Consider the following 12,558-nt stretch of genomic DNA (forward strand, 5'->3'; position numbering starts at 1 on the left):
CCGGCTCTGGCGCAACTTCAAGAAACGCTATGCGCTCGCGCCGATTCTACCGCCGGCGCTCGGCGTTGCCGTCGCCTGGCTGCTCACCCAGTCCGTGGTCTGCCTCACCCGAATCTTCTTCCGCGCACCCGATTTCGCGACTGCCGCCGAATATACCGCCGGTCTCTTCAGCTCGCCTGGCAGCGCGATTATCCCGATGAACCCGCTGCTGTGGATCGCTTTCCTTTCGCTGCCGGTCGACCACGCTGCCGGCTGGTGGATCGAGCACCGCGGCGTCGCCGTGCCGCGGATCCCCAACTGGGCTAGAGCTGCCGCCTATGCGGCCAAGATTGTGTTCCTGTTCCATGCAAGGATTTCGGATGTCCAACCATTCGTCTACTTCCAGTTCTGATCGCGCCCGCGGCGAACACGACTCCCGGCGGCCCAGTTTCCTGAGACGCCTGCACGACGGCTCGCCGACGCTCTTCTACACGATCGGCTTTCTGCTGGCGGCCGAATTCATCGCGACGTTTCTCGCGCCGAAGTTCCTGCCGCAACGACTTTATCTCAGTCTCTATCTCACCGATGGTTGCAAAACCGCGACCACGAAATTCCTCGATGGCACCCACCGGTACTTCATGTACGACGACCTGCTCGGCTAGCGCAATCGCCCCGTGTCCGGCGAAGGCTACTGGCAGATCGACAGCCTCGGTTCCCGCTCGACCCATCCGTTCACCCGCGAGCGCACCAAACCGGTGCGCGCGCTCTTCCTCGGCAGCTCCCTGATGAACGGCAGCGCCGTGATTCCGGTCGAACAATCGATGTCGGCGCAACTGGAGGACTCGCTGATCGAAGCCCTCAACTTCGGCTCGATGCGCTATGAGTTGGACCAAGTGGTGCTGCAATATGAGCGCCGTCTCGCCCCGTTCAACGCGACCCATCTGGTCGTCGGCCTGCCCGGCGCCGGCTCGCAAGGACTGCTCAATCGCTATCTCCCCTTCCGCTTTCACTTCGATGTCGACGACATGCCCTTCGTCAAGCCGCGGGCGGTGCTGAACGACACCGGGCTGATCTGGCTGGAGCCGCCGTCTCCTGGGCTGTGGAGCAGTTACCTGTCGAAGGGTGATTTCCTCAAGGCGGTTTCGGTCACTGAAGGGTTCCACGACCGCTTTACTGAGTACGAGGAGTGCGCCTTCACACCGATTGCGGCCTCGGTGGGATCATTCGTTCACCGCCTCGGGAACCTTCGGCGTTTGCTGCTCGGCAACCAGGAGTCGCTACCGCTGGAATTGCGCTTGATGGACGAACTCGATGTTGACGCCGCCACCAATCAGGCGCACGTCGTCTACCTGCTGTTCCCGGACATTGAAGTTGTCCAGCCGCCCGGCTGGCGCCGCTTCCTGCCGGACCATTATCACACACTCCTCGATTCGCTGCGGGCCCACGGTCACGTCGTGCTCGACATCCGCGAAGTCTTCCGTCACAGCGGTTTGCCCCCCCGCGACTTGTATCTCAATGACGGCTATCACTTCAGTCCGCGCGGCAATAAATTGATCGCCGCCGCCATTCGCCCCTACCTCTTGTAACCCTGATCGGAAAACGCGCTTGCCTTACGCTTGCGATTGCCTTGATTCTCACCCATGACTAAACGCCTCAAGATCATTTTCGCGCTGGCCGCGCTGCTTCTGGCCGTCTTCGTCCTGGACGGCATCGATCTGCCCGAACAAACCCGCGTCTGGCGCGAATTCACCAACGCCGGCCATGCTCTCTTGTTTGGAGTAGTCGCGATCGCCATGCTGCTCCTTGCCCGCGTCTTGGTGCGGCGCAATGGCGAACCGATCCGCCACTATCTCATCGCCTTTGTCGGTGCGACTGTGCTCGGCTTGCTGACCGAATTAGGCCAGATCATCGGCCCGCGCGACGCCAGCCTGATGGACTTCGTAAACGATGTTATCGGCGCTCTCGCGTTCCTCGGCGTCGCCGCGACCTTTGACCGCAGTTTCGGTGATCAAAGCTGGCTGCGCCTCCCGTTCAAGCGGTCGGCGATTCGACTCGCCTTCACTGCCTTGTTCCTGACGGCTTATATCCCCTTCGTCATCCTGGCGCTCGCTCACCTCCATCGGCGCGCGCAGTTTCCGGTGATCATGGATTTTGAATCGTATCTTGATTGGCAATTCGTCGGGTGGAAGGAAGCGAAGTTTGACATCGTCACGACACCGCCCGCCTGGAGCGGTAACACCAGCCGCCGCGTCGGCAGCCTGCTGCTCCTGCCGGCGCGTTCCTCGAATTTCGATATCGAATACCCCTACCCCCGTTGGCGCGGCTACCAAAGTTTCAGCTTCGAAATCTTCTCCGCCGCCGATAGCGTTTACGAGATCGGCTTTCGTATCGACGACTCTCGCCACAATCTCGAAGATTGGGATCGCTACGGCCGACGCCTGACCATCATGCCCGGGCTCAACCGCTACGTTATTCCGCTGGCCGACGTCGAAAACGCCCCGGCCGGCCGCAAGATGGACATGGAAAGCATCGCCAACATCATTCTCTTCTCTTCGCAATTGCGGCAGCCGCTGCAGCTGTACCTCGACAATCTCCGGCTCGAGTAAACATCCAGCCACCAATAAAAAAAGAAGGGAAGGAGCCTGGCTCCTTCCCTTCCGCTGTCCTTGGCGTGCGCTCTCGTGCTACCGAATCACGATGAACTTGCCGGAGATGTTCTTGTCGTCGTAGCGCACGTACCACAGGAAGACACCCGGACCCAGTTTTTCGCCGTTCGCGTTGCGGCCGTCCCAAACATACTCCCCGGCCAGGTTTTCCCGCTCGTAGACGCGGGTCGCTGACGCCGTGAAGACCTCAAACCGCGATCCTGCCGGGAGGTTATGCAGGGTCAAGCCCTCGAGATCATAGGTAAACTGCGTCGGCGAAAGGTAGATCGGCGCGGCCACCGTAAACGCATTGACCTTCGAATAGCCGCTCTCGCCCCGCTTGGCGCGCCAATAATAGCGGCCCTCCGTTAGCGGTTCGTCCGGCACCCACTCCGCCGCCGTGCCCGAGCCGCGCACGCTCCCGCCACTGACCAGGTCGACAAACTCGATGTCGCGGGCGATTTCGAACACACAGACACTGCTGTCCGTCGCACCCACCCAACTGATCCGGAACTGCGGATTCACCGTCCGCTCGATCGCGCCATCGCTCGGCGCATCGGCACTTGGCGCATCCGTGACATCCAGCACCATTTCGCGCTGGTAGAACATCTCCGTCGGAGACCAGTCGGATGTATGCGTCGAGTCGTTCGAGCGGGCCCGCCACCAGTAGAAGTGGTTATTGATGTAGCCGGTCGTCGAGATCGCGCTGGTCGTCGTCGCACCCGGCGTTACCGACACCTGCCGTTCCACCAGCTCGGTCAACAGCGAGTCGGAATAAACTTCGAACTCGTAGGTCAACGAGTCGCCGTCCGGATCGCTGGCATTGTTGACGATGTACTGGTGTACCGATCCGAAGACAGTGTCGCCGTCGATCGGCGAAACCGGCGTCGGCGACAGCGGCCGGCGATTGGTGCGGAAGTACTGCGCCGAGGTCCAGTTCGAGTATGCCTGGTTGTCGTAGGCGCGCGCCCGCCATTGATACTTCGTCTTGTTCGCCAGCGTGAACGGCACCGTCCACTGCGAGGTGGATGCTCCCGGCGCCAGCATCGTCGACTGCGACAACAGCGTGCTGCCGCTCTCATTGTAAAGTTGGAATTGGTAAGTCAACGCATCGCCGTTCGGATCGTTGGCATTGCTCACCACCAGATCCGGCGTCATGTCGATTACGCGCCCGTTGTTCTCCGGCGACAACGGTCCCGGGCTTCCCGGCGGCGTGTTGACGCTGACCACAAAGGTGCGCGACGACGAATACGCCGAGTATAGCGACCCATCATACGCCCGCGCCCGCCAGTAGTAGGTTGTGCCGTTAACCAGGTCCGGGCTAACGACCCACGAGGTTGTGCCCGTTCCCTGGGCGCGGCCGGTCACCTGCGCCGCAATCGTCGCGAACGACGAAGACGTGGACACCTGGAAATCATAGGTGATGGTGTTGCCCTCGGCGTCGGTCGAATTGGTCAACACCAAGGTCGGAGTTAACGTCGTCACGGTTGCACCCGCTGCCGGACTCGACAATGCCGGCACCGTCGGCGCCGTATTGACCGCCACCGTAAACGACCGATAAGCTGCCCAGCTTGAATACAACGCCCCGTCGTAAGCGCGCACGCGCCAGTGATAGGTCGTCCCCGTCGTCAAGTTGGTGCTGACAATCCACGAGGTTTGACCGCCCGCTCCTTGTGCCACGCCGGTCACCTGCGCCGCAATCGTGCTGAACGAGGTCGAGGTCGATACCTGAAAATCGTATGTGATGGTATTGCCCTCGGCGTCGGTCGAATTGTTGATGGTCAGCGTCGGCGTCAGGGTGCCCACTTGCGAACCCGTCGCCGGACTCGCCAACACCGGCACGCTCGGTGCGGTGTTCGTGCCCACCACGAATGATCCCGTGGTCGAGTAATTCGAGTAGAGGAAACCGTCATACGCCCGCGCCCGCCAGTAATAGGTCGTCCCGTTGGTCAGCGTCGTGTTGACTGTCCAGGCGGTCGTTGCGCCGCCCCCCTGCGCCAGGCTCGCTGCCTGCGCCGTGATTGAGCTGAACGATGACGAAGTCGAAACCTGGAAGTCATAGACGATGGCATGCCCGTCGGGGTCGGTCGAATTGTTAATGGTCAAAGTCGGCGTGAGGGTGCCCACCGAGGCGCCCCCGATCGGACTCACCAACGTCGGCACCGTCGGCGCCGTCACGCCGAAAACTGCCAGCTCGCTCAGCCACGCCACCGTCGGGTACGTCGCCGGCCCCATGTTGGCGGGCTGGTAGTACCGGATGCGCGAGGTCGTTACCGGCGTAAAGTCGACATACGTACAACTGTCGGCCGCGCTGGTGTTAACCGTGGTCACATCGGTGAAAGTCGAACCGTTCCAGGTCTGAAAGCGAAATTGCTGCGAGGTCATCCAGCGACTCTGCGTGGCGTTCCACGCCCAGTACACCGCCGCGCGCTGAATCTGCCGCGTCGAACCGAGGTCAACCTCGACCCAATGCGGGTTGGTCGCGCTCTCGGCTGCCCACGTGGTCGCCTCCGCCCCGAACGGGTCATACACGCCGTCCGTCACATTCAGCGAATCGTAACCCGGATAGGTACCCGACACGTGTGGCGCCATGCCGTCCGCCAGATTGCTGAGGGTTGTGAACGAGAAGTCGCCGCTGACCCCTTCATTGCCGGCCGCGTCGGTTGAACGAACGCGATAGTGATAGGTCGTCAACGCGGACAGGCCGGTCAATATCTGCGCGTGCGCTGTTACCAGCGTCGCATTGAGCGCGGTCGTTGAACCGTAGGAGGTCGTCAATCCATAGTTCACCTGCGTGCTCGCCACTTCGTTCGTCGTCCAGGTGATCAGCGCCGAATTCTCGGTTATTTCGGTCGCCGTCACGCTGCCGATCGTCGGCGGCGTCACATCCGGCGTCGAAGTCATAAACGTCCGACTGCCGCTCCAACTGCCCCAGCCGCAGGCATTCTGCGCGCGCACGCGCCAATAATAGGTGATGCCGTCGACCGGCGCCGAGGTCGAGTAGCTCGAAGTCGCCGACTGCTGGTCGACCACCGGGCTGGAAAAATCGGAATTGTCGTCAATCTGCACTTGATAATTGGTCGCCCCTGAGACATCGCCCCAGTCGGTAGTCACCGGCTTGGCCACGCCGGTTGCGCCATTGGCCGGGCTGACCAGGGTCGGCGTTGCCGGAGTCGAACAAGCTGTACTAAATGAGCGCGCCGTGCTCCAGCTACCCCAACCGCAGGCATTTTGTGCCCGCACGCGCCAATAATAGGTCACCGATGCCGACAAACTCGACACCGCGAGATTCGAAGTCGCGCTGGTCTGGTCGACCGCCGGACTGGAAAACGCCGATTGGTCGTCCACTTGAATCTGATAGTTGGTGGCGCCGCTGACGTCCGCCCAATCCAGCGTCACCGGCTGCGTCAGGCCGGTCGCGGCGTCCGCCGGTGTAGCCAACGTCGGCGTCCCCGGCAGCGGACAGGCAGTCGTAAAGGCACGCGCCGATGTCCACGGGCCGTAGCTGCAAACGTTCTGCGCGCGCACGCGCCAGTAGAACGTCGTGCCACCCGCCAGCCCGGTCACCACGTAGCCGGAGGACACGGTACTCTGGCTGACCTCCGGGCTGCCAAAATTCGAGTTGTTGTCGACCTGCACCTGGTACGACGTCGCGTCGGTCAGGTCGTTCCAGTCGAGCGTCAACGGCTGCGTCTGATTGGTCGCGCCGTCCGCCGGCGAAACCAGCACCACCGAACTTGGCGCCGAACACGGCTCGCCGCCGCCCGGCTGCCACGCGCCGAAACGCGTCCAGGTCTTGCCCGCGTAAGTCCGGTTCATCTCCTGCGCCGAGGCGTAACGCGCCAGATCGGCCTGGTCGGAGGCCGCAAATCCCGGGTTCGTCCCGTTCAACCCGCGCACGTCAAAACCGGCGTTGCGCCAGCTCGTCCACGATGAACCCGAATACCCTGAATTTGAAGTGAACGCGCAGCTAAACGACCCGCTGCCGTGGTAATACATGTTCGAGTCCGCCGACCAGTAAGTCTCCAACGCCGGCGATTGTTGCGGCGCCTCACCGCCCTGCGTGACGAATGCAATCGAATTGGTAAACGAGGTTGTATCAAAAATCAGGTTGTAACGCACCTCGTTCTTTGAACCTGTTCCACCCGCCGTCGGCGACATCAGGATCGCCGTCGGTACGTTATAGAATGTGTTATTGAAGACTTTGACGCGATTGTAGGCTTGCGGCGTTCCCGAGCTGCTTGACGCCACCAGCCCGCGATAGGTCTGGTTGATGAATTGGTTGCCGCAAACGATGATCGAGTCGGTGTGCGCGGCTATGCGCACGCCCAGCGCGCCGCCGATGAACTTGTTATCCATGATCACATTGTTGGCGATGTTGACGCTGGCGCTGTACCCGTTCTTGAAGTTGATACAGACGCCCTTGAGATCCAAAAAGACCGAGGCCGAGCACAACACGTTCGCCTGCACATAAAAACCGATACCGTTGCCATTGTGCTCGTCGACCGCGTCATCGGCCCAGCAATAGCGGAACGTGTCGTTGACGGCCGTGAAGAAATGGCCAAGATCATTCGTTGAGGCAATGCCCGGATTCCCGGAGTACACCAGTGCCGGATTGGAGGCCGGGGACGTGCTGCCGCCGTTTTGGATATTGCAGTTGCGAACCACGATCGAGTCCGGCGCATCGGTGTCGCTGCTGTTGGCGCTCGCAATCACGATGACGCCTTGCACGCCCAGGTCAAGGGTCAGGCCGTCAAAAATGATCTTGTCCTGGTTGCCGTAGTCGAAATTTACCACCGGACTCTGTGACTGGCGAATCGTGTAGTTTGCCGGCGTTCCCCCGCCTCGCACATACACATACAAGTAGCGCGTTGACGTGTTGTAGTACGCTTCACCCTCCGCATTCACATCGGCCAGCGACCGTTCCTGGTGCAGCAGGATATTGTCCTGCGAGCAGGTCATCTGTCCGTCGCCATACCAGGAATTCCAGCGCACCGGAATCGTATTGGTTGAGCGATAAACGTTGCCGGAGTATACCGTCCAGCCGCCGGTCACCGGCAAACCGCTGGACAAAATCGTCGCGCTGCGCATCGTCAGCGACGAACAGGCATACACGGTCGGCAAACTGCCGCCGCGCGGCGGTGTGATGTAACAGGTGTCATATTGGCCGGGAGCGATGATAACCGAGTCACCCTGGCTGATCCGCCCGTTCGTGTAGTTCGGATGCTTCCAGGCGTTCGCCCATGAAAGCCCGTTGGCGGTGTTGCTGCCGTTCGGACGAACGTAGTAGTTCGTCGCCAGCGCCCCTTGCGCTACGGCCAGCGTCAATACGGCAAGAAGAAACAGCGCTTTTCCAAACACGATTTTCATGGTTCCCATAACCCGATCTCTGTCTTTTAAGCTTCGCAGAATTCGCCGACCATCATTAGTAAATGGCGGCAGTTCTCCGTCATAGCTGGTTGCAATCGCCATACCGGTTTAGCCGAACTTCGCAGTTTCACCATCATCTTGTCTTACAACGACCTACGAACGCGGAAGTATTCTCGGTAGCGATTCTTCACGGCCGAACCTGTTCAAGCCATGAATTTGAACCGAAATTGAACATTTGAACGCAGTTCGACAAGCATTTTATGCGGCATTTTGCGTCCGATCGTCAAAGCTGCCCCGGCCATCGTGCGCCGGTCCTTAACATTCGGAAGTCGTCTTGCCCAACGACTCAGCGAAACACCTCAACGCACCTCTGCCTGTCACGAATTAGCGTTATCTGCTTTTACACTTTTCTCAATATTTCGACGATCCGTTTCGCTGCGTGGCCGTCCCACAACTCCGGGATCCGCCCGCGCTTCGGCGCGCCGTCCAAAATCGCCGCCACCGTCTGCAGGATTTTCGCCCGGTCGTTGCCGGTCATCACGTTGGTGCCGACATCCACCGTAATCGGCCGCTCCGTGTTCTCCCGCATCGTAATGCAGGGAATCTGCAGGTAGGTCGTCTCCTCCTGAATCCCGCCCGAATCAGTCAGCACGAACTTGCACTTGTGCGTCAACCGGCAAAAATCCACGTACCCCAGCGGCTCGGTGATCATCAGGTTGCCCTGCTGAGTTGCCGCTTCCAAACCGAACCGCGCGATATTTTGCTGCGTCCGCGGATGGCACGGAAACACCACCGGAATCCGCTGCGCCACCTGCCCGATGGTCTCCAGGACGTACCGCAGCGTTTCCGGATGATCGACGTTCGACGGCCGGTGCAGCGTCATCAGCGCATAGCCCTGCGGCTGCAAGCCCAACTGCTCCAGCACCTCCGACCGTTCGGCAACCTTGATCGTCTCCAGCAGCGAGTCGATCATGATATTGCCGGTGAAAAACACCTTTTCGTCCGCGATCCCTTCGTGCCGTAAATTCCGCATCCCCGACTCTTCCGTCACAAATAAGTAATCCGACAAATGATCGGTGACAATGCGGTTGATCTCCTCCGGCATCGTGCGGTCAAAACTGCGCAGCCCCGATTCCACGTGCGCCATTTTGACCCCCATCTTCGCCGCCACCACCGCCGCCGCCAGCGTCGAGTTGACGTCGCCGAACACCACAATGATGTCGGCCTTCTCCGCAATCACGGCCTCCTCGATTCCGAGCATGATCTTGGCCGTCTGCTGCGTGTGCGAGCCGGAACCGACGCCCAGGCTGATGTCGGGCGGCGCCATGCCGAGATCGTTGAACAGCCAATCGGAAAGATTCTGGTCGTAATGCTGACCGGTATGGACCAGCTTGGTCGTGAAATCATTCGTGTATTTATTCAGTTCCCGCATCAGCGGCGCGGCCTTCACGAAATTCGGCCGCGTCCCGACGACGCAGAGCAGCTTTTTCGCCATTTGCGTTTCCTCCGGCGCTAATATACTATTCATCGGCATTGAGACCAGAACTCCCTGCAAATTTCCCGCTCCCGAAGTGGAGTTTCTGGATCGTTAACACCAGACTGAAACCGTGTTGTACATTTCGCCAAAACTTCCGACACTCTAAGCGCAATGAGCAGAGAGCTTAAGACCCTTCTCAAACACGGTTCGGTCTATACCTTCGGTATCATCCTGGGACGCCTGGTCTCGTTCCTGATGATCCCCCTTTACACCAATTATCTGACCGCCGCTGATTACGGCGTCCTGCAGCTGCTCGCCACCACGATCGATATCGTCTCGACGGTCTTCGGCGTCGGCCTGTCCACCGCCATGGTCCGCTCCTTTCATCAAACCGAGGACGAGGCCGAAAAACGCCGCGTGGTTTCCACCGCGCTGGTCGGCGCCGTCACCTTGATGGGTACCGTCGCCGGCATCTGCCTGCTCTTTGCGCCGCAGTTCTCGCAACTGCTGTTCCATTCGAACGACAATGCCTACCTGTTCCGCATCATGTTCATCAGCATGTTCCTCAGCAGCGGCATCGAACTACCGATGGTCTTCCTGCGGGTCAAACTCCGTTCCGGCCGCTTCGTCCTGATCAGCCTGCTTAAGACCACGGTCCAGCTGTCGCTCAATATCTACTTTCTCGTCGTCCTCAACCAGGGCGTCGCCGGCATTCTTTACAGCACGCTGATCTCGTCGCTGATCTTCATTGCCTATCTTGGGATCACGACGTTCCGCGAGGTCGGCTTCCGCTTCGAGTTCGCCAAGTATCGCGCCATGCTCAGCTTTGGCGCGCCGCTGATCATCTCCGACGTCTCGGCGTTCATCATGACCTATTCCTCGCGCTACTTTCTCAATTATCTGGCCAACCTGACCGTCGTCGGCCTCTATTCGCTGGCCTTCAATTTCGGCATGGTCCTCTCGCAGTTGCTGAATGCACCCTTCATGTCTATCTGGGGTACCGAGATGTTCAAGTACGCCAAGCTTCCTGACGGCAAAGCGATCTTCTCGAAAATTCTCAACTACTACCTGCTCGTCGCGCTCTTCGTCACCCTCGGGCTGTCGCTGCTGACCCGCGACGCCTTGCGCATCATGTCCAAACCGGAATTCTGGAGCGCCTACAAATACGTCTCGCTGATCAGCATCTCCTACATTCTCTTCGGCGTCATGTATATCGCCGGCGCCGGGATTCTCATCATGGGCAAGAGTAAGTACCGCGCGATCTCAACCGCACTGGCGGCGGTTGCGAATCTCATTCTCAATTTCGTCCTGATCCCGCCCTTCGGCGGCTTCGGTGCGGCGCTGGCGGCGGTCGGCTCATTTTTGGTGCGCGTTGTCATCGACATCTACTATTCGCAGAAGCTGTTCCCGGTCACTTATGACCTGCGCCGCGTTGTCCACATGAGTGTGATCTTCACCGTGCTGCTGTTGGCGGCGATCGGCGTGCAAATCGAGAATCTCTGGCTGTCGATCTTGTTCAACATCGGCGTTGTTCTGCTCTTTCCGTTGTTGGTCTATGCCACCGGCGTTCTGACTGCGGAGGAGAAGTACTGGGCGCGCCGCTTGATCAAGAATCCAATCGCCGCACTGGGCGCGTTGCGCTCGCGGGAGTCGGTCGGATGAACACCGGTCGGAACTTCCCAAAAAACGATTCCCAAGCAGGCTGAGACTATGGCCACCAAGCAGAAACAAATCGTCATGATCGCTTACTACTACCACCCCGACCTCGAGGTCGGGGCGGTGCGCAGCGTGAAGTTCACCAAGTTCCTGCCCGAGAGCAACTGGCGACCGATCATCGTGACAGTGCACACCAAATACTATCAGCGCCTCGACCCGCATCCGTTGCCGTTTGAATGCGAAGTCCATCGCACCTCCAAGTGGCCGACGCAGGCGGAAATCTACCAGTGGCTGAAGAGCCGGCTGCGCCGGTCGTCTGCAGCCGCGACTGCTTCCGGCTCGGCTCCGGCTTCGAGTCTCGATTCTGCCGCGCCCCCGGTCAGCGGCCGCCCGCCGATCTGGAAGCGGCTGATGAGCGCCCTCTTCTGGATTCCCGATTATCAAATCGGCTGGCTGGTACCGGGCACCTGGCGGGCAATCAAGCTCGTGCGCAAGTACGATGCGGACGTGCTCTACAATTCCGGCCCGCCGCGCACCGGCCATTTGATGGCGCTATTGGCCAGTCTCGCGACCGGCAAGCCGCTGGTCGTCGACTATCGCGACCCGCTGGTCAGCCTGCAGCCACCCCGGACTCTTGGGCGCAAGATCTCCATTTTCTTCGAACGGTGGATCGAGCGCCGCGTTCTTAAGCGTGCCGCCCTCGTCATTACCACCACGCCGGAGTATCGCGATCTGCTCAGCCAGCTCTACCATCCGCTTCTCCATGGTAAGTGTCATTCTGTCATCAACGGCTTTGATGCCGAGGATTTCCCCCAGGTGCCGGAGGCTGCTCCCGCCGTCAATCGGCCGATTCACTTTCTTTACGCCGGGACGCTCTATCAGGGACGTGATCCGCGCGAACTCGTGGTCGCGCTCGGTGCGCTGGTCCGTGAGGGTTTCCTGCGATTGAGTGAGATTGCGGTGGATTTTTACGGTCCGGTCGAGATCGATCCGGCGCCGCTCCGCCAGATCATCGCGGACAGCGGTCTGAGCGATGTTATCACTTTCCGACCGATGGTACCGCGCCGCGATTATCTGCAGCTCATCGGCTCAGCCGACGTGCTCGTCCTGCTGCAATCGGAAACGACGCCGGTTCAAATCCCCGCCAAGGCTTTCGAGTACCTGGCCACCGGCGGCGAAATCCTCGTGATGAGCCAGCCGGGATCGACAACCAAGCTCTTCCACCAATTCCCCAATGCCCATATCGCTGCGCCGAATGATGCCGCGGAAATCAAGGAACGCGTCCGCGCGATCATTACCCGCCTGCGCTCCGGCCTGGGCGATCGCCGCAAGAATCTCGCGGCGCTTACCCCGTTGCATAAACGTGAATTGACGAAGGAATTTGCCGGCTTGCTCGATGCCCTCCTCGAGCGACGCTAATCACTGGAAAGC

Annotated in this window: 8 protein-coding genes; 6 read left to right on the plus strand and 2 right to left on the minus strand. The window is 60.0% G+C overall.

The genetic code is table 11. The features are described from left to right. The 4 genes from IT585_10070 to IT585_10085 all read left to right on the plus strand — a co-directional run. Positions 1 to 391 (plus strand): hypothetical protein (locus IT585_10070; GenBank protein ID MCC6963584.1); only part of this gene is annotated, 391 nt, incomplete at its 5' end. Beyond that, positions 360 to 641, plus strand: a complete 282-nt coding sequence (locus IT585_10075) for a hypothetical protein (protein ID MCC6963585.1) — start codon at positions 360 to 362, stop codon at positions 639 to 641. The genes IT585_10070 and IT585_10075, both read left to right, overlap by 32 nt. Positions 642 to 653: 12 nt before the next feature. Beyond that, on the plus strand, positions 654 to 1,565 hold the full coding sequence (locus tag IT585_10080; GenBank protein ID MCC6963586.1) for a hypothetical protein: 912 nt from the start codon (positions 654 to 656) through the stop codon (positions 1,563 to 1,565). A 54-nt stretch (positions 1,566 to 1,619) separates the two neighbouring features. Further along, positions 1,620 to 2,585 (plus strand): hypothetical protein, encoded by a 966-nt coding sequence (locus IT585_10085; GenBank protein ID MCC6963587.1) that lies wholly within the window; start codon positions 1,620 to 1,622, stop codon positions 2,583 to 2,585. A gap of 78 nt (positions 2,586 to 2,663) precedes the next feature. Here IT585_10085 and IT585_10090 read toward each other — a convergent pair whose 3' ends face one another. Then, positions 2,664 to 8,003: a discoidin domain-containing protein gene (locus tag IT585_10090; protein MCC6963588.1), complete on the minus strand. Its 5,340-nt coding sequence runs from the start codon at positions 8,001 to 8,003 to the stop codon at positions 2,664 to 2,666. A gap of 391 nt (positions 8,004 to 8,394) precedes the next feature. Beyond that, a complete protein-coding gene (gene wecB, locus IT585_10095) occupies positions 8,395 to 9,489 on the minus strand; it encodes a UDP-N-acetylglucosamine 2-epimerase (non-hydrolyzing) (protein ID MCC6963589.1) in 1,095 nt (364 codons plus the stop codon). Positions 9,490 to 9,642: 153 nt separating this feature from the next. Between wecB and IT585_10100 the strand changes: the two genes are divergently transcribed. Together IT585_10100 and IT585_10105 are read left to right on the plus strand one after the other, a co-directional pair. Beyond that, positions 9,643 to 11,133, plus strand: coding sequence for an oligosaccharide flippase family protein (locus IT585_10100; GenBank protein MCC6963590.1), 1,491 nt, complete (start codon positions 9,643 to 9,645; stop codon positions 11,131 to 11,133). A gap of 48 nt (positions 11,134 to 11,181) precedes the next feature. After that, the gene (locus IT585_10105) at positions 11,182 to 12,546 is read left to right on the plus strand and encodes a glycosyltransferase (protein MCC6963591.1); all 1,365 of its coding nucleotides are present in this window, start codon (positions 11,182 to 11,184) and stop codon (positions 12,544 to 12,546) included. Positions 12,547 to 12,558: the final 12 nt, after the last annotated feature.

It is taken from the genome of Candidatus Zixiibacteriota bacterium (assembly GCA_020853795.1).
Taxonomy (GTDB): Bacteria; Zixibacteria; MSB-5A5; order CAIYYT01; family CAIYYT01; genus JADJGC01.

Bases quoted from the DNA above. Each gene is read 5' to 3' on its own strand.
- IT585_10075 (MCC6963585.1), top strand. From the start codon at position 360: ATGTCCAACCATTCGTCTACTTCCAGTTCTGATCGCGCCCGCGGCGAA.
- IT585_10085 (MCC6963587.1), top strand. From the start codon at position 1,620: ATGACTAAACGCCTCAAGATCATTTTCGCGCTGGCCGCGCTGCTTCTG.
- IT585_10090 (MCC6963588.1), bottom strand. From the start codon at position 8,003: ATGGGAACCATGAAAATCGTGTTTGGAAAAGCGCTGTTTCTTCTTGCC.
- wecB (MCC6963589.1), bottom strand. From the start codon at position 9,489: ATGGCGAAAAAGCTGCTCTGCGTCGTCGGGACGCGGCCGAATTTCGTG.
- IT585_10100 (MCC6963590.1), top strand. From the start codon at position 9,643: ATGAGCAGAGAGCTTAAGACCCTTCTCAAACACGGTTCGGTCTATACC.
- IT585_10105 (MCC6963591.1), top strand. From the start codon at position 11,182: ATGGCCACCAAGCAGAAACAAATCGTCATGATCGCTTACTACTACCAC.